16 protein-coding genes are annotated in these 18,711 nt (G+C 42.2%); 9 read left to right on the plus strand and 7 right to left on the minus strand.

Features of this window, described 5'->3' with window-relative positions; all coding sequences use genetic code 11:
* Positions 1–192 precede the first annotated feature (192 nt).
* The 5 genes from G561_RS0109710 to rimI all read left to right on the plus strand — a co-directional run bounded on the left by G561_RS0109710 (position 193) and on the right by rimI (position 4,226).
* Positions 193–612, plus strand: coding sequence for a hypothetical protein (locus tag G561_RS0109710; RefSeq protein ID WP_028859383.1), 420 nt, complete (start codon positions 193–195; stop codon positions 610–612).
* A 320-nt stretch (positions 613–932) separates the two neighbouring features.
* Positions 933–1,148, plus strand: a complete 216-nt coding sequence (locus G561_RS0109715) for a cold-shock protein (protein WP_007394029.1) — start codon at positions 933–935, stop codon at positions 1,146–1,148.
* A gap of 566 nt (positions 1,149–1,714) precedes the next feature.
* Complete coding sequence (locus tag G561_RS0109720; RefSeq protein ID WP_028859384.1) at positions 1,715–2,464, plus strand: electron transfer flavoprotein subunit beta/FixA family protein; 750 nt, start codon at positions 1,715–1,717, stop codon at positions 2,462–2,464.
* A 154-nt stretch (positions 2,465–2,618) separates the two neighbouring features.
* Complete coding sequence (locus G561_RS0109725; RefSeq protein ID WP_028859385.1) at positions 2,619–3,551, plus strand: electron transfer flavoprotein subunit alpha/FixB family protein; 933 nt, start codon at positions 2,619–2,621, stop codon at positions 3,549–3,551.
* A 141-nt stretch (positions 3,552–3,692) separates the two neighbouring features.
* Complete coding sequence (gene rimI / locus G561_RS0109730) at positions 3,693–4,226, plus strand: ribosomal protein S18-alanine N-acetyltransferase (RefSeq protein ID WP_028859386.1); 534 nt, start codon at positions 3,693–3,695, stop codon at positions 4,224–4,226.
* A 33-nt stretch (positions 4,227–4,259) separates the two neighbouring features.
* Here the strand turns inward: rimI and G561_RS0109735 are convergent, their stop codons facing one another.
* The 3 genes from G561_RS0109735 to trxB all read right to left on the minus strand — a co-directional run bounded on the left by G561_RS0109735 (position 4,260) and on the right by trxB (position 7,256).
* Positions 4,260–5,096, minus strand: coding sequence for an arginyltransferase (locus G561_RS0109735; RefSeq protein ID WP_051584489.1), 837 nt, complete (start codon positions 5,094–5,096; stop codon positions 4,260–4,262).
* Positions 5,097–5,101: 5 nt separating this feature from the next.
* Positions 5,102–5,860 carry a leucyl/phenylalanyl-tRNA--protein transferase gene (aat, locus tag G561_RS0109740; protein WP_373277696.1) on the minus strand — a complete coding sequence of 253 codons (759 nt, stop codon included), beginning with the start codon at positions 5,858–5,860 and terminating at the stop codon, positions 5,102–5,104.
* A 373-nt stretch (positions 5,861–6,233) separates the two neighbouring features.
* Positions 6,234–7,256 (minus strand): thioredoxin-disulfide reductase, encoded by a 1,023-nt coding sequence (gene trxB, locus G561_RS0109745; RefSeq protein ID WP_028859389.1) that lies wholly within the window; start codon positions 7,254–7,256, stop codon positions 6,234–6,236.
* A 346-nt stretch (positions 7,257–7,602) separates the two neighbouring features.
* Between trxB and G561_RS0109750 the strand changes: the two genes are divergently transcribed.
* From G561_RS0109750 to G561_RS0109760, 3 genes are all read left to right on the plus strand, one after another.
* Positions 7,603–10,743, plus strand: coding sequence for a DNA translocase FtsK (locus tag G561_RS0109750; protein WP_028859390.1), 3,141 nt, complete (start codon positions 7,603–7,605; stop codon positions 10,741–10,743).
* A 266-nt stretch (positions 10,744–11,009) separates the two neighbouring features.
* Complete coding sequence (locus tag G561_RS0109755) at positions 11,010–11,717, plus strand: pirin family protein (protein WP_028859391.1); 708 nt, start codon at positions 11,010–11,012, stop codon at positions 11,715–11,717.
* 138 nt (positions 11,718–11,855) lie between these two features.
* The gene (locus tag G561_RS0109760; protein WP_028859392.1) at positions 11,856–13,346 is read left to right on the plus strand and encodes an amidase; all 1,491 of its coding nucleotides are present in this window, start codon (positions 11,856–11,858) and stop codon (positions 13,344–13,346) included.
* A 162-nt stretch (positions 13,347–13,508) separates the two neighbouring features.
* Here G561_RS0109760 and G561_RS0109765 read toward each other — a convergent pair whose 3' ends face one another.
* The 3 genes from G561_RS0109765 to G561_RS0109775 all read right to left on the minus strand — a co-directional run bounded on the left by G561_RS0109765 (position 13,509) and on the right by G561_RS0109775 (position 15,805).
* Positions 13,509–13,823 (minus strand): hypothetical protein, encoded by a 315-nt coding sequence (locus G561_RS0109765; protein WP_028859393.1) that lies wholly within the window; start codon positions 13,821–13,823, stop codon positions 13,509–13,511.
* Between the two features lie 218 nt (positions 13,824–14,041).
* Positions 14,042–14,596 carry a hypothetical protein gene (locus G561_RS0109770; RefSeq protein WP_028859394.1) on the minus strand — a complete coding sequence of 185 codons (555 nt, stop codon included), beginning with the start codon at positions 14,594–14,596 and terminating at the stop codon, positions 14,042–14,044.
* A gap of 66 nt (positions 14,597–14,662) precedes the next feature.
* A complete protein-coding gene (locus tag G561_RS0109775; RefSeq protein WP_051584490.1) occupies positions 14,663–15,805 on the minus strand; it encodes a BaiN/RdsA family NAD(P)/FAD-dependent oxidoreductase in 1,143 nt (380 codons plus the stop codon).
* A 614-nt stretch (positions 15,806–16,419) separates the two neighbouring features.
* Between G561_RS0109775 and acs the strand changes: the two genes are divergently transcribed.
* Positions 16,420–18,366 carry an acetate--CoA ligase gene (gene acs, locus G561_RS0109780; RefSeq protein ID WP_028859396.1) on the plus strand — a complete coding sequence of 649 codons (1,947 nt, stop codon included), beginning with the start codon at positions 16,420–16,422 and terminating at the stop codon, positions 18,364–18,366.
* Between the two features lie 84 nt (positions 18,367–18,450).
* Here acs and G561_RS15215 read toward each other — a convergent pair.
* A partial coding sequence (locus tag G561_RS15215; RefSeq protein WP_155954118.1) for a transposase occupies positions 18,451–18,711 on the minus strand: 261 nt, incomplete at its 5' end.

An 18,711-nucleotide genomic window follows, 5' to 3' on the forward strand; every position in this document is an offset into this window, starting at 1 on the left:
TTTTTTGATGCTAACTATTTTTTGATGCTAACTATTTTTTGATGCTAGAGCTATGCCTCTTGAAGCAGTAAAAAAAAGCGCTATATAGTATCTAATGTGTACAGTACCTAATAGCTAATAGCTAATAGTAATCAATAGTAGCGAATAGTAAAAACCGAAATAACAGAAAACAAAAAAGGACCGACTTAGATTATGGATACCCAGTGGCTTGCTAATATTAATCCTCCTTCTATATATATAGCCCTAAGTGCAGGGGTGGCAGCGTTGATCTGGATAGAGGGGCAAATGCTTAAAAAAACTGAGGGTAAGCTACCAAAATCAAAGTTTTTCAAGGCAAGCTCGTTAATTGATACGCTTTGGTTATTTGTCTCAATTGCGGTCGTTTACCTGTTAGATTTTAAGTCTATTGAGATGGCAGTACCGGTAGCCTACTGGATTTATGCGCTATCTGGTTGGGTGTATGGTAGTCGCTTATTGAAACGCTCTGGATTGCCAGCTAGCCCTGAAGAGCTGGTTATTCCTAAGCCCTATATAGCTTTCAGTCAGTCATTTGCCACCACCTTTTTGGCTTTATGTGTCTTTGTATTACTATATTCTAAGCCCATTGGTTAGCGGTAATTTACATTATTTACATCAAACCAACCAAAACTTCAGATATTGTTAGGACAAGCGGTTTAAAGCTGTTATACTATTCCTTAGTAAGTAAGTTACTTTTTGAATGAATAGCACAGCTACTGATTCAAACATGACTGCATTTAATCGTAGAAGTGTAATTTAAGTGGCTATTTATTAGAGTGATGATTAGTCAACATTCTAATCAATACTACTCGACTTGCGTTTTCTACCGGCTCGTTATCTACCCACCTAGAGTAGAACAAGTCTGTTAAAAGCACCATGACTATAGTTAAATCAATTTTATATTAGGAAAAGTTATGTCAGAACGTGTACAAGGTACTGTTAAGTGGTTCAACGAAGCTAAAGGTTTTGGTTTCATCGCACAAGACGATGGTGGTCAAGACGTATTTGCTCATTACAGTGCTATTCAAGGCAGCGGTTTCAAAACCCTAGCCGAAGGTCAAAAAGTTACTTTCGTATTAGGCCAAGGCCAAAAAGGCCCACAAGCTGAACAAATCGAATCAGCTGAATAATTTATTGTAGGCTTTGACCTACAAAGAAGCGTGAATCATCTAAAAAGATGATACTGCTATAAAAAGACAACCAACGGTTGTCTTTTTTTTGGCCAGAAATTACTAACACAACTTAGTGCTTGCTACCTATTTCACCTAAAATGAAAACAATAGCAGCGCTGCTAGCGATAAAAAATAAAAATTCTAGATAAAAATCAACAAATATTGAAAAAATTTATGACCCTTTATTCACGTCAACGGCTTGACCTAATTGGGTTGCTCACGCAATATAAGGGTCGTTTGATAAGAAATCTTTATTTGTAGCATACTGAAACCAAAAAAAAGTTGTTCAATACTTTTTGGTATAAATACTCTTTTTGGTTTAGTAGAGTTGATAAGGGATGAATTAACTGACCTAAATAGGGAATAAAATCTGTTAATTAAATCCTACAAATTGTTATATATATTGGCCCCTATATTGGCTAAGATATATAAGAATTAATTTTTAAGTGCGAGATAAGATATACTTTGCACTTAGTTTGAAATCGTAAGTTTAATTATTCATAACATTAATAAACGAGGAACGTATGAAAGCATTAGTCGCTGTTAAGCGTGTGATTGACTATAACGTAAAAGTTCGCGTTAAAGCCGATAATTCTGGCGTTGATTTAAGCAACACTAAAATGTCAATCAACCCATTTTGTGAAATCGCTGTTGAAGAGGCGGTACGTCTAAAAGAAGCGGGCGTAGTTGACGAAATTATTGTTGCTTCAATTGGTCCTAAAGAAGCTCAAGAGCAGATTCGTGCTGCTTTAGCATTAGGCGCGGACCGTGGTATTTTGGTTCAGACTGATGACAAAGCATATCCTCTACAAGTTGCTAAAATCCTTAAAGGTATCGCTGAACAAGAAGGTACAGACATTATCTTACTTGGTAAACAAGCCATTGATGATGATAACAACCAAACCGGTCAGATGCTTGCTGCATTAATGGGCATCGGTCAAGGTACCTTTGCCTCAGAAGTTAAAGTAGAAGGCGATAAAGTAAACGTTACTCGTGAGATTGACGGTGGTCTACAAACTGTTGCGCTACCATTGCCTGCAGTAATCACTACTGACTTACGTCTAAACGAACCACGTTATGCAAAACTTCCAAACATCATGAAAGCTAAGAAGAAACCACTTGATGAAAAAACACCAGCAGATTTCGGTGTAGATATGGCTTCTAAGCAAGAAATTGTGAAAGTAACTCCACCAGCTGAGCGTTCTGCAGGTGTTAAAGTTGGTTCAGTGGATGAGCTAATTGACAAACTAAAAAATGAAGCAAAAGTTCTTTAATATTTGAACTTAACTTCTGATAAATTTGATTAGTTTTGTTGGTTGTCAGCCTGTCATAAAGCGAATTAAATTCAATTAGAGCTAGGATGACAGGCGATAAGGAACAGTTACCAAATCACAATCTTCTATAATTATTTGAAAGGATAATAATCTCATGGCAATTTTAGTATATGCAGAACATGATAATGCCGAGCTAAAAAAGGCAACTTTAAACACAGTTACCGCGGCAACTCAAATGGGCGGTGACGTTCATGTACTAGTAGCAGGTTCTGGCTGTAAGCCAGTAGCTGAGCAAGCCGCTAAAGTAGCAGGCGTTAGCAAAGTAATTTGTGTTGATAGCCCAGCTTATGAATACCAATTGGCTGAAAACGTTTCTTTATTAGTTAAAGATCTTGCTGGCGATTACAGCCATATCGTTGCACCAGCGACGACTAACGGTAAAAACTTCATGCCACGTGTGGCAGCTCTTTTAGACGTTAGCATGATTACTGATATCATGCAGGTAATCGACGCCAATACTTTTGAGCGTCCTATCTATGCGGGTAACGCTTTAGCGACTGTTAAAACTTCTGAAGACAAAGTATTAGTTACGGTTCGTACTACTGCGTTTGATGCTGCAGCTGCGGAAGGCGGCTCTGCTGAAATCCAAGAGTTAGATAACGCTCAAGATGCTGGCAAATCAAGCTTCGTTGGCGAAGAATTAGCGAAGTCTGATCGTCCAGAACTAACTTCTGCTGAAATCGTTGTATCTGGTGGCCGTGCATTAGCAAACGGTGAAAACTTCACTAAATACATTGAGCCATTAGCAGACAAGCTAGGCGCTGCTATCGGTGCTTCACGTGCCGCAGTTGACGCAGGTTATGTACCTAACGATATGCAGGTTGGTCAAACTGGTAAGATCGTTGCACCAAGCCTATATATCGCAGCCGGTATCTCTGGTGCTATCCAGCATTTAGCAGGTATGAAAGATTCTAAAGTTATCGTTGCTATCAACAACGATCCAGAAGCACCAATCGCAACAGTTGCTGATTACTTCTTAGAAGCAGACCTGTTTGACGCACTACCAGAATTAACTAGCAAGCTGTAAGTTATTTACGCCAAGATAGTTTCTCAGTAGTCAAAAGCCTTCAACCTAGGGTTGAGGGCTTTTTTAATGATTTTATATCCTCTTTTTTATTCTATATCCCTATACCTCTTTTAATCATAAATATTTAAATGAGCTTGGACCATGAAATACTTTGAACCTCCTAATATTTGCCACATTACCACTGTAGACTATGACCAGCACTTACTACGCCAAGTTGCTGAAATTGAGCAAATGCTGCAGTTAGATAATTGGAGTGAACAGCAGATTAGTCAGTTACTGCAGCAAGATATCAATCAGTGTTGGGGGGTTTTAGAGACTGACACGGCTCAGGATTCAGAGAGTAAGATAGTGGCTTATTGTATTATCAGTACTGTCTTTGAGGTGGCAGAAGTATTGCGCATAGGCACTCACCCAGATTATCAACGTCAAGGATTGGCCGCTGGTCTGCTGCAAGCTTTGATCAAAACTATGCCGCATAAACAATTAGAAAGAATCTTGTTAGAGGTACGGCAAGATAATGTAGCAGCTATCGCTTTATATAAAAGAATGGGTTTTGAGGTGATTCATGTGCGTAAAGGCTACTACTCTATACCTTCAAACGAGGGCAGTGGGGTAGGCACAGGGGAAGCCAAGTGTGATGCATTAATTATGCAATATGAGTTGACAGCCCAATAATGGCATGGCTTTATCTATAGCAGAGATTTACAATCAGAAAGAGTGTGCGGTTGAGGTATTAATTAAGCTCAGTACTTCATTGTAATCTGGAGTTTGCGAGAAATAAGTCCAATAGTTGTTTATTAATAATTCAATGGGAGCATAACCGGTTTTGTAGCTCATCTTTTTGACAGTAGGAATCCAAAAGCCCAAATACAGGTAATCTAAGCCCAAATTCTTAGCAGCTTCAATCTGAGTTAAGATACAAAATACCCCTAAGCTGCGAGAGTTATAGCTGGAGTCAGGTTCAAAGAAAGTGTAAATACTAGACAACCCATCACTTAACTGGTCAGTTACGGCCACTGCGATGAGCTTATTGTTGGGTTCTCTAACTTCCATAAATAAAGTATTTGTTGGACTATCTACCAAAAACTGCTCGAAAGTATGTAAGCTGGGCGGGTACATATCGCCATCGGCATGACGCCCAGAGATGTATTTTTGATACAAAGCATAGTGTTCTTGTGTGGCTTGGGTAGCAGCAACAAATTTAACGCTTACTTCACTATTACGATTGAGCACTTTGCGATAGCGCCGAGAAGGGCTGAATTCTTTTACCACCACTCTACTGGAGATGCACTGAGCACAGCGTGGGCAGTTTGGCCGATAAAAAGCATTACCGCTGCGTCTGAAGCCTTGAGTGCCTAGCTGAGTATAAAGTTCTGAATCGATACTTTGATTGGGCTCTAGCAGCAAAAATGTCAGCTGAGATACTTGGTCAGAAAGGTAGCTGCAAAGGCTAGGAGGAGAGAGGTTGAAGCTGTTTTGTTGCTGTAAATGCTCTCGGTATATTATGTTTTCACGGTGGACAGTATTGTCTGCGTAAGGATGCATCTCTGTTAATCCTTGCGGTTAGGTTGAGTGATACTGGGGGAGGGGGTGTTTAGTGTTGGGCTAGGTACCGGGACAATTGTGTTCGCAAGCTCGTTCACTAAATATTGGCTGTTAGCAAACAAAGACCACCGTAAACTTGGACGGGATACCCAGTCATTCAATCTAGCCAAAAAAAGCTGTCTTGGCATAATACCTGCCCCTAAGCTTTGTAAGTGGGGATTAGGCAGCTGACAATCTATCAGCTCAACGCCTGTATGTTGGCAAAAATTATTTAAAGCCCAGAAGGCAACTTTTGAGGCATTACTCTGACGATGAAACATCGATTCGCCAAAATAGATTTGGCCGATTTTTAGGCCATATAACCCGCCAATCAAACTTTGGTCATCCCAGACCTCAAAGCTGTGTGCATAACCAAGCTTATGAAGCTTAGTATAAGCTTTTATCATCTCTTCATGAATCCAAGTATCTTCGGCATAACTACGTGGTAAGCTGCAAGCGTGGATAACTTCTTCAAAGGCGGTGTTAACACTCCAGTGCCAGGCGCTGGCTTTAGCCAAGCGTTTTAAGGATTTACTGGGAACAAAGGATTTGGGCTCAAGTACGCAGCGCGGCTCAGGAGACCACCAAGCAATCGGCTCATCTTCATTAAACCAAGGGAATAGCCCTTGTGAATAAGCCGATAGTAGGGTGTCAGGAGCCAAATCAGCACCAATAGCTATCAGTCCTAAGCCTTCAGGATCTGCCTCATCAGGTTTTGGGAACAGGTAGTTACAGTCAAATAAAGCAGAGGTGGCATGTGAGTCTTGCCAACTTTGTGAGGCGGTGTTTGAAAGGCTTCGATTGTCTGAGGTCACAAAGTTTGTCCCATATCAAAAAAAAGGAATTTAGTAATTAAGCCGACTAAGATAGTACGATGAGCCTAGGACTTATTAAGTATAGCAATTAGTAAGTATATCAATTGCATAAGCATTGGCAATGATTAGGGTTTATTCACATCAAAAAAAAGTGCCAATCAATATTGATCGGCACTTTTATTGTTTTAGCTTCACTCATTACCGATTATCCATTAACCACTATTCATTATGGAGGATAAGTTATGGAGGCCAAGTTATGGAGGATAAGTTATGGGCGATGAGCTTAGGCTTGCTTATCTGCAGTCAAGGTTGAGGCGTAAGTATGATCCTTGGCATTGGCTTCATTAATTGAGTCAAGGTACTTCTCAGCGTCTAATGCTGCCATACAGCCAGTACCTGCTGAGGTAATGGCTTGACGATAGACATGATCTGCTACATCACCGGCCGCAAATACCCCTTCGATGCTGGTTTGGGTGGCATTACCTTGGGTACCACTATTAACGATTAAGTAGCCATCTTGCATATCTAGTTGGCCAGCAAACATGTCCGTGTTTGGCTTATGACCAATGGCCACAAACATACCCATTACGTCTAGCTGTTTGGTGCTGCCATCTTGTGTCGACTCGATAATGACACCGTTGACCCCCATTTCATCACCAATCACTTCTTTTACTTGGTGGTTCCATTCAATAGTGATGTTGCCATTTTTCACTTTTTCAAATAGCTTGTCTTGCAAGATTTTTTCGGAGCGTAAGCTGTCACGGCGGTGAACTAAGATAACCTCTTTAGCAATGTTTGATAGGTATAAGGCCTCTTCAACGGCTGTGTTACCACCACCGATAACTGCAACTTTTTGGTTTTTGTAGAAGAACCCATCACATGTGGCACAAGCAGACACGCCTAGGCCTCTAAATTTATTTTCTGACTCAAGACCTAAGTACTGAGCTGAAGCACCAGTAGCGATAATTAGGGCATCACAGGTATAAGTGCCGGCATTACCTTCTAGCTTGAAGGGGCGCTCGGTCAAAGTTACTGAGTTTATGTGATCATTGACGATTTCAGTACCAAAGCGTTCGGCGTGTTCTTTCATACGCACCATTAGATCAGGACCGGTTAAACCATGAGCATCACCTGGCCAGTTATCGACTTCTGTGGTTGTCGTTAGCTGTCCACCTACTTGCATACCAGAGATAATAACTGGATTTAAGTTGGCTCGCGCTGCATAGACTGCCGCTGAATATCCAGCAGGGCCTGACCCTAAAATAATCAATTTTTCGTGGCGAGCAGCATTGGTGTCTTGTGTCATGTTTTTTCCTTATAGTTTGGTGTGTTTTAGCTAATGGGGGCGTCAGTTGCATAAGGGCGTAAGTTCGAATAAGCGCAACTACAAATAACTGTCTATGCTAATGTCCCTTGTTATTGACGTTTGTATTTATAAGAATGGGGGCATTTGTTTACAATAGCAAATGAGTTTAAGTTATCATGTTTATTTATATGATAAATAAGCCAGTCAAGGCTCGAAAATACAACGTAATTTGCTATTATAGAGGATTATACAGGCTAGGCTAATATTTTTGCCAAATGGCTCCTATTCACAAACCACGAACGTCTATTTACTACCATAGCTAAGTTTCAAATGTTGGGAAAAATTAATGATAACGGCACACCATCTTTATACGCTTAAAAAAGTCACTTTCACCTTGCTTGCCGTCCTTTTGTCTGCATTTTTGTTCGTTATCTTGGTTACTTATACCCCCAACGATCCCAGCTGGTCGCGTATCAGTAGTGACATGGGGCAGGTGAGTAATATGGGTGGCTCCGTCGGTGCGTGGCTATCTGATTTGCTATATACCTTCTTGGGTTGGCCAGCTTGGTGGTTAATGGCATTTTTGGCATACGAGGCGATATGTCTTTGGTGGAGCCGTGACCAGGCTTTTGGTCCTTTACGAGCGATTTCTTATGTGTTTTTGGTATTAGCGAGCTGTGGGCTTACCGCTCTCACTCCGCAGCTTATAGGTTATAGCACTGACAATGGCGCTCGTTTTGGCGGTATTTTAGGAGCAGAAGTTGCCACCCGTCTGGCAAGCCTGTTGACTATATATGGGGCAGCGGTATTTTTGTTGGTGTTTAGTCTAATTACCGTCACCTTTGCCTTTGATATTCGTTGGAAGCGAGTATTCAAACAGCTATTTAGTCTGTCATGGCTCGGTAGTGGCATACAGCGAGACTCGGTAAAAAAAGAGCAGCTCGTTGACGACAGCCAAGATTTAACAGAAGAAGAGCTACTGGCTTCACAACAAGCATTGGATGAGACCGATAACTCTCAGACAGACTCCCCTTTATTTCAGCAGTTAAAGCTATCTTTGCCTGAGAGCTCTGAAGAACAAGACATTGATGCTCAGTTAGAGCAGCCTGACACTGTCCAGAAGTCGGATCCAGCTTTGAGTAATGTATTAGATGATTTCTTGGTCAATTCAGGACTGACTGAGAGTATCTTGGCATTACATGAGCAAGAAGCGCAGCAACAAACTGAGTCAGCAAAAGCGCAGCAAGCTCAAGCTGAAACCAGCCCGCAACCTTCTATGACTGTAGCCGCAAAAAAGCAAGAGCCAAGTTTTGCGTGGAATGATCAAGATGTAATTAATGAGCTGCTTGATGAGCAAGCTTTACCAGAGGTTGTGGCCAATAATCCTGAAGCCTCCTCATCTTCCGCAGTGCAATCAGAAGTCTCAGAAACACAGCCTACTAAACCAGCGGATGAGACTTTTGCTGAAACTACTGCTAAAGAAACAGCTCAAATTGAGTCAGTAGAAGAGACTATAGAGGACGTTGATGGTTTTGAAAGTATTGCAACCATTGAGTCTGAAACACAACAGTCAGAGACTGTAGCAGATATAGAGGTGGAAGCGGAAGAAGTAGAGCAGCCAGAGCCAATGGTAGCTGACATTGATGCTGTTGAGCAAGTTGATTTTGATACGCTAGATGAGCCGATCATCCAAGAAGAGTGGAGCACGCAACAAGATGACGCGCAACTTGAGCTTGATGAGGAAATAGATTTAACCCCAACCAACACCCCACCGTCTAATCCAAAAAAGCCGCATGAGCCTAGTAAAGAGGACAGCTCAGCACCAGCAAGGCCAACCATACGTTTTGCTACTCCAGAGGGGGATGCTAGTAATCATATCGAAGACATGGTACCTGACATTGACGATGAAATGGACGAGCAGGGGGAGGTCAGCCTTCCTGAGATTCATGATGACTCGGCCTTTGCTTCTAGCAGTCGTGCGATGCAGACTGCCAAGTATCGTGAAAGCCTATCACCGATTCCAGAGCTCTCTATTTTGGATAAGCCAGACCCAGATCGTAAGCCAAGCTATACCGAAGCTGAACTAAAGCAGCTGTCTGAGCTGTTGGAAATTAAATTGCAAGAATTTAATGTCAAAGCAGAAGTGGTGAATGCCATTCCTGGACCAGTGGTTACCCGCTTTGAAGTCGACTTAGCTGCGGGGGTGAAGGCCAGTAAGGTTACCGGTATTTCACGAGACTTAGCTCGCTCGTTATCCATGGCATCATTGCGTGTGGTAGAGGTTATTCCCGGTAAGCCATATATTGGTATTGAGGTGCCCAATAAAAAGCGTGAAATGGTGCGCTTGATTGAGCTGCTGCAGACCGAAGATTATAAGAATCCAAAAGCACAAATCAGTATGGCCATGGGTAAAGATATTGGGGGTAAACCTATTATCACTGACTTAGCACGTGCCCCGCATATGCTTGTCGCTGGTACTACTGGTTCAGGTAAGTCGGTATTGGTTAACGCCATGCTGCTATCTATGCTACTCAAATACAAACCGTCTGAGCTGCGCCTAATTTTAATTGACCCCAAACAGCTTGAACTGGCCAACTACAATGATATTCCTCATCTGCTGACCCCTGTGGTAACGGATATGAATGAGGCAGCCAGTAGCTTGGCTTGGTGTGTGGCCGAAATGGAGCGACGTTATCAGTTAATGAGCTTGCTTAAAGTGCGTAAGCTAAGTGAGTTTAACAAAAAAGTTATCGCTGCTGAAAAAGCAGGTAGACCGATGCTAGACCCATTATGGCGTCCCAATGATAGTGTCAGCATTGATAAAGCGCCTAAGCTTAAGACCCTACCGATGATTGTTATCGTAGCGGACGAATTCGCTGATATGATTATGCAGGTAGGTAAGCAGGCGGAAGAGTTGATTACCCGTTTGGCGCAAAAGTCTCGTGCGGCCGGTATTCACTTAATGCTAGCTACCCAGCGTCCGTCTGTGGATGTGATTACCGGTCTGATTAAAGCCAACATTCCGGTACGAGCTGCGTTACGGGTTAACTCAAAAGTGGACTCTCGTACTATCTTAGATGCAGGCGGCGCTGAGGATATGCTAGGTAACGGTGATATGCTGTTCTTAGGTCCAGGTCAAATTGAGCCGGATCGTGTGCATGGTGCTTATGTCAGTGACGAAGAGGTCAACCGAGTTTGTGATGCGTGGCGTGAGCGAGGGGCTCCTGATTATATTGATAATATGGCAAGCAACTTCGATTTAACCAGTCCTAGCAGTAGTGGCAGCGGTAATACCTCTGGAGAAGACGATGCACTCTATGATGAAGCAGTGGCCTTTGTGATGGAAACCCGCAAAGTATCTGCTTCAAGTATCCAGCGTAAATTTAGTATTGGCTACAACCGAGCTGCTCGTATTGTAGACTCTATGGAAGAGGCGGGTTTGGTTAGTGCTATGGGTAAAAGCGGTAAACGTGAGCTCTTGATGTAGCTCCGACATAAAGCTAGATATTCTTAGAGTCGGAGAGTTATCTGACCATAACATAGTGAGGATTTATCAATAAGGGAGGCTCAGCCTCCCTTTTTTTGTGGCAATTTTTTGGGTAATTTAAAAGCCGCTTAACAATCAATTTAACAGGTATTGAATTGTTTACACAATTAAACTAAAGTTAATAGTAGGTGGTGTTGATTAAGTATAAATTCATTATATAATAGCCTCATTAAAACGAAATACAGCTATAAAAATGAGGATTACCTATGAAAACTATCGTACATAAAGCCAATACTCGTGGTCATGCAGATCATGGCTGGTTAAAAAGCAAACATACTTTTAGCTTTGCAAACTACTATAATCCCGGTCGTATGGGATTTGGGGCATTACGTGTTATTAATGATGACCATGTAGAAGGGGGAATGGGTTTTGGTACTCACCCTCACCGTGATATGGAAATTATTTCAATTCCAACTGCGGGTAAATTGGCTCACAAAGACACTATTGGTACCAATGGTATTATTGAGAGTGGCGAGATCCAGGTCATGTCAGCTGGAACAGGGATTGCCCATAGTGAAATGAATGGCAATGCGGATGTACCGGTTAAATTTTTCCAAATTTGGGTTATGCCAAATAAACAAGGTGTCGAGCCACGTTATCAGCAGTTAAAAATTGATGACTTGCTAACACCAAACGAGTTTAGCCAAATCCTATCACCAAACCCTGATGATGCTGGTGTATGGATCCATCAAGATGCTTGGTTCCACATGGGTAATTTAGATAAAGGCGCGAGTGCCAGCTATGAGTTAAAAGGCAATCAGCACGGTGTCTATGCCTTTGTCATTGAGGGTAAGGTTAAAGTAGGTGATGAGGTATTAGATACTCGTGATGGTATGGGTATCATTGATACTAAAGGTTTCGATGTAGAAGCTTTAGAGGACTCTCGCGTGCTACTTATGGAAGTTCCTATGTAATACCGCCTTTGTAATAACAATAGCTAGACACTTGCTTTAAAAAAAAGCATAGAAAGCCAAGCCTTCGGGTTTGGCTTTTTTGTTGGCTTTGGTATAAGCTGTGTATTGATGAATCCTGATAACTGAGCAAGGAAGGCTATGTTTAAAGAATATCCACAATATGATGCCATCGGATTGGCAGAGCTTATCCAGTCAGGCGCTATTAGTGCCAAAGAAGCCTTAGAGGCCGCTATCCATCAGGCCAATAGCTTAAATCCTAAGCTAAATGCCATCATCCACCGCTTCGATGAGCGAGCATTTAATGCTGCTCAGCAAGGTTTAGCGCAGGGAATATTTACCGGCGTTCCCTATTTACTAAAAGATTTAAATTACTTGTTTGCTGACGAGCCTATCAAGATGGGCAGTCGCAGTGTACATATCGTGCCGGAGCAAGACAGCGAACTGGTTAAGCGCATGCGAGCTACTGGAGTCAACACCTTTGGTAAAACCAATACACCAGAGTTTGGCTTAATCATTACCACAGAGCCTAAGTCTTTTGGCCCCACCCATAACCCGTTTAAAAAAGGCTATAGCAGTGGTGGCTCATCAGGGGGCAGTGCAGCTGCGGTAAGTGCTGGTATTGTGCCTATAGCGGGTGGCGGCGATGGTGGTGGCTCAATTCGTTTCCCTTCTGCTTGGTGCGGCGTATTTGGTTTAAAGCCCAGCCGAGGTCGTAACCCCAGTGGTCCTATTTATGCCGAGGGCTGGGAAGGAGCTGTGGCAGATCACGTGATTACTCGTAGTGTGCGTGACAGCGCCGCTATGTTAGACGCGACTGCTGGCAGAGAAGTCGGTGCTGCCTTTGTGACCGATTCCTCTGATAAAGGCCGCTTTTTACAGGCTACGAAGACCCCTTGTAAACCTTTAAAGATTGCTTTAATGACAGAGCCATTATTTCCGGGCACTAAAGTAGATAAAGAAGTGTTGGCTGTGTTACAAAAAACAGGACGCCAACTTGAGGATATGGGGCATAAGGTAGAATATGCTGCGCCAAAGATTGATATTGATCGTATGTGGCGCGACTTCTTCACAGTGGTTTGTGCCCATACAGCCTACTTTATAGATGATTTGACCCTACGTTACGGAGCGCATCAAGTGGCAAATTTGGAGCCACAGACCCGAAATATGGCAATGATAGGGCGCTCACTAAGCGTGATGGATTTACTCAAAGCGAAGCAGGGCTGGCATGATGTTCAGTATCAAACAGGGCTTATTCTTGAACAGTACGACATGATTCTATGCCCTACGGTGCCCACTACTGCGGTGAAGCATGGGGTATTACCCCCTAGCCGAATTGATGAGCTACTACTGAATGTGACTGGCGTTATTGAAAAGGGAATCAATCTGGGTAAATGGATTTATAATTCAAGCTTGGTCGAGAAGCTAAGCGCACCTGTATTAAGCAAAATGGCCTTTACTACTTTGGGCAATATCACCGGATTACCAGCGATGTCTGTTCCCTTAGGTATGAGCAATAAGGGGTTACCGATTGGTATCCAGTTCATTGGACGTATGAATGATGAGGCGAGACTATTTGCTTTGGCAGCAGATTTTGAGCGGGCAGGATTATTTACTGATCCGGCTATATAAGCGGCTACCTACGTTTGGTTTCTTATTAGCCGAGTTAGGCAGGACAACATAAAAAGAGCCTATTACAATTAGGTAATAGGCTCTTTTTAGTTAGTTTCAGTACTTAAAACGCTATGATATTTATAGTGCTATATTAAAGCTAAATTTTATATTGAAAATGCACTAACAATTTTTTTGTTTATAAAGCTTGGTTAGGTTCTCACGGCGCAATTTTGCCGCATCAATTGCTTCTTCAGTATTGGCATAAGTACCGATTAGTGCTGGCCAAAATAATACAGCCGCTGCAACATTGGTACCTGTAACTTTACGGTCATCACGTGCTTCTTTTTCGAATTTCTCCGCTTCCGCAACTTCCTTGACAATTTGTGTACAAGATAAATTAGAATCACTAACCTTTGAGGTTTGCACAACGTGTGGTGTCGCACAGCCTTGAGCCAATAAAGCTAAAATACCTACTGCAATTAAACCCTTTTTCATAATTCTCTCATATTTGTACTAAAAATTAGGACATGTGAACTAAGAAAAATCAGCATGAGTAAGTTTTAGGTAGTTAATAAAGTGATTGTTCAGTTACAGTTATATTGTTTTGTTGCATAAATGTCAATATTTTTTAAGTTATACTTCAAAAAGTTGCTAATGTTACTTAATTGTTAGATTGGATACATTTAAGGAGAATACAGTTAAAGGGAAGATAGTTAAGGAGACTGCAAAAGCCGCTTTGCAAGGTTACTATCAGGGTTGTAATGTAAGTCACGGCATTCGCCAGTATTATCCCAGCGGATGGATATATGGAGATTCTTTTCTATTTCATTGCGATTATAATGTTTCTTCAGCATTATTTGCTCATGACAAAATACTTGAGCATTGGTTTGTTCTGAGTTGATTTTAGTCCAAATATTTTGCTGAGCGATATTGCTCTCTAGTTGATTTAATGTTTGTTCACTTGGATTGGTATAGGTTTTAGATAAAAGAATAAAGCCTTCGTATACGCCCTCATTCCTATAATAGCTACTGCTTTGCTGGTTCAGGTTGTTTGTAATATCATTCATAAGTCTTATCAGCTCTTCTTTACTTGGCTTTTCCCCTTTTACAGGTCTCGGAGTATATAAATCAGGGTTTTGCTTATTAAATTGGTAAACTGAATAGTACTTTAAGCCAATGATAGAGAGTACAAATAGCCCTACCAAGGTAACAAAAATGTCTTTTATTCTGGAGCCAATTGTTTTACTTTTAGAGTTCTGAGTAGACATGGTTATTCATCATTTTGGTTTATAACCTCAAACATTCAAAAGGCAATATAAATAGCTTTAGTAACCCTAAACCACCTCGCCACAAGCCTTACCACTAGCCCAAGCCCACTGAAAATTATAGCCGCCAAGCCAGCCCGTCACATCAAGCACCTCACCAATAAAATACAGATTCGGCTGTAGTTTACTTTCAAAAGTTTTGGAAGAAACCTCATCGGTATTGACTCCACCTCGAGTAACCTCAGCAGTGCGATAACCCTCGGTGCCGGAGGGCTTGATGGTCCAATTGTTTATTTTATCGCCAATAGTTATTAAAGCTTCATCTTTAATATTTGCCAGCTCTTTGTCCTTAAAGTCTGACCAGTGCAAATCTTGTAATGCTAATAACAGTTTTTTGGGGAAATATTCAGACAAGACGCTACGAATAAGCTGTTTTGGATGGTAAGCTTTTGCCTCAATTAATAACTCGCCAATATCGACATTGGGGACAAGATTAATATGGATAGATTCGCCCAGTTGCCAGTAGTTGGAGAGCTGCAACATCGCCGGCCCTGATAAGCCTCGGTGTGTGAATAACATAGGTCTTGGAAATGAAATGCGCTCGTTAAAGGCAATGACATCCAAGCTAATACCGGCCAGTGAAGCGATCATGTCACCGACTTTATCGGTAAAGGTAAAGGGGACTAAACCGGCTGAAGTAGCGATAATTTGATGCCCGAATTGCTGTGCTACCTCATAGCCAAAGCCGGTAGCGCCCATAGTGGGGATAGATAAGCCGCCGGTAGCGATGACCAAAGAGTGACAATAAATAGTTCCTTTTGAGGTTTCTACAATAAAGCCTTGATCACTGTCGTTAGCGAGAGGTTTAATCGCCACAATGTCAGTTTTTAATTGCACCTTGGCCCCAGCTTCAGCACACTCATCAAGTAATAAATTAAGGATATCCTTTGATGAGTTATCACAGAACAGTTGACTGTAATCACGTTCATGATAGGGGACACCATGCTTTTCAACCAGACCAATAAATTCCCAAGGATTATAGCGGGTCAAAGCTGATTTACAGAAGTGAGCATTTTCACCAATGAAGTTCTCAGGCTCTACCACATAGTTGGTAAAGTTACAGCGTCCGCCACCTGACATCAGAATTTTTTTCCCTGCTTTATTGGCATGATCAATAACCAGTACCGAACGACCTCGCTGAGCAGCAGTCATTGCACAGTACAAGCCTGAAGCTCCTGCGCCTATGATAAGGACATCAACGCTAGACTGAGCTTGGGCGATAGCTGAGCTTGTGCTTGAGTGTTGCTCATAAAGCTTAGTCGAAGTGATACTAGAGTCAGAGTGATTGGCAGCGTTTTGGGTCATGAAATCAGCTTTTATATATAATAATAATTGAAGATGGAGGGGTAAATAAGCAGCTAGTTAGGGTATTTAATAGCGGCAAAATAGGAGAATGCTAGGCTATTAAGCTTATGGCTAGGGTTAAAAAATCATAAATTTTTTAGGAGTTTAGAACAAATAATAGTTTACAATTGTATCAAAATCTAGTAAAACTATGAGAGTACTACAGTCATAGGGAAAGGACTGAGTGAGCGTATAATATCTCCTATCAGATGGAACTTATTAAGATTTAAGCAGTATATTTTGGCTTATACTCTTCAATAAACTCTTTCGCACACCTTCTATGGTGTTGAAACCAACCCTCTCTATCTTTTTCCTATCCTATTTTATCATGATAACAGCGCATAATATGTTTGCTGTTATGGCTATCAGTGAAGATCAGTGATTTCCAGGATGGATTCACAATAAAAAAAGGACTTTGTATTATGAAAAAGTTTTCAACCAGCTCTGAATTTGCGGCACAAGCCAATACCAACCCAGAAAAATACGCCGAGTTATATCAACAGTCTATTGAGTCTGAAGAAAGCAATGAGGCTTTTTGGGCCAAACGAGCGGAGTTGATTGATTGGATCAAAAAACCCACAAAAATCAAAGACATTAATTATGATCTTGATGATTTTCGAATTAAGTGGTTTGAGGACGGCGAATTAAACGTTTCAGTCAACTGTCTAGACCGTCATTTGGTCGACAATCCATATAAGCCGGCCATTATCTGGGAAGGGGATCACCCTTCATTACACAAAATCATCTCTTTTAAAGAGCTGCACTCAGAAGTGTGTCGCTTGGGCAATGCCATGCGCAAGATGGGCGTAGGTAAAGGGGATCGAGTAGCGCTATATCTGCCCATGGTGCCAGAAGCCGTGGTATCTATGTTGGCTTGTGCGCGTATTGGGGCTGTGCATACCGTAGTATTTGGTGGCTTCTCAGCTGAAAGTTTGGCCAGTCGTATCGTTGACAGCCAAGCGAAGCTAGTCATTACTGCTGATGAAGGGGTGCGCGGTAATCGATATAGTCCGCTGAAGACTAATGTAGATAGAGCTCTAGATGTTGATGGCACCGAGTGTGTCGAGAAGGTCATCGTGGTGCATCGCACCGGTAACTCAGTGCCAATGAGTGGTCGCCGCGATGTCTGGTATCACACGGTTATTGATAACTCAAATGAAGATTGCCCACCTGAGACTATGAATGCTGAAGACCCGTTATTTTTATTGTACACCTCGGGCTCTACCGGCAAGCCAAAAGGAGTGGTCCATAGCACAGGGGGCTACCTGACTTATGCACTTTCTACTTTTAGAGATGTGTTTGATGTCAAAGAAGATGACGTATTTTGGTGTACAGCGGATGTGGGCTGGATTACCGGTCACAGCTATGTTACCTATGGGCCTCTAGCCAACGGCACTACTACGGTTATGTTTGAAGGGGTTCCGCAGTACCCCACATGGGCACGTATTGGTCAAATCATTGATAAGCATGACGTTAGTATTTTGTACACCGCACCGACGGCCATTCGGGCAATGATGAAAGAGGGAGATGCTTTTGTTCGTGAGTCAAATCGAGAGAGTCTGCGTTTGTTAGGCACTGTGGGTGAGCCTATTAATCCTGAGGCTTGGGACTGGTACCACAGCGTAGTAGGTGAAGGGCGCTGTCCTATCGTCGATACTTGGTGGCAAACTGAGACAGGGGGTATCTTAATGGCTCCTTTACCAAATTCAGTAGACATGAAGCCAGGGGCTGCTATGAATCCGTTATATGGTATTAAGCCGGTTATCGTTGACTCTGAGGGAGTCGAGCTGGAAGATGCAGCAGCTGGCAACCTAATTATCAGTGGAGGGTGGCCAGGTCAGATGCGAACCATTTACGGCGATCATAAACGCTTCTTAGAGACCTACTATACAACCTATCCAGGCAGCTATTTTACTGGTGATGGGGCGATGCGTGATGAAGAAGGTCATTATTGGATTACCGGTCGTGTGGATGATGTACTGAACGTGTCTGGTCACCGTATTGGCACAGCAGAGATTGAGAGTGCTTTAGTGTCACACCCTGCTGCTGCTGAAACGGCCATTGTTGGTATGCCGCACGAATTAAAAGGTCAAGGTATCTGTGCTTATGTCATCTTAAGACATGGTGAGGAAGATAGCGAAAGATTACGCGGTGAACTAAATCGCCATGTACGGGCAGAAATAGGACCCATTGCTAACCTAGACGCTATTTATGTTGTGGAGGCTTTACCAAAGACTCGGTCAGGGAAGATTATGCGTCGTATCCTGCGTAAGCTGGCGGCAGGCGAGTTTGATGGTCTAGGAGATACCTCAACCTTGGCTGAGGCAAGTGTGGTTGATGACTTAATCAAAACCGTACAGTCAGCTTAGCTTTAATAAATCTAAACCTATGATTGAAACCACTGACTTATTGGGTCAGTGGTTTTTTTATACAATTAGTAGGTTACCCCACTCTCAACACTTTATTAGCAATTCAAACTGAAGAGGCGGGGTACCAAGTTTTTTATTAAAAAGAAAAAAGAAATTATGCGCCAGAATCTTACGCGTTAAACGATGAGACAAATGCCATAAATCTCTAGCACGTACTTTCTGTATATTAAAGCAGTCAGACAATTGACCAATAACAGTCTCAATATTACGTCGATAACGCATCAATCGATTAACATCAGACTTAGGTCTATTATCTGTCATATTGCGTCTTAGCGGTGTTTGCAA

The sequence above is a fragment of the Psychrobacter phenylpyruvicus DSM 7000 = NBRC 102152 genome, from assembly GCF_000685805.1.
Taxonomy (GTDB): Bacteria; Pseudomonadota; Gammaproteobacteria; order Pseudomonadales; family Moraxellaceae; genus Psychrobacter; species Psychrobacter phenylpyruvicus.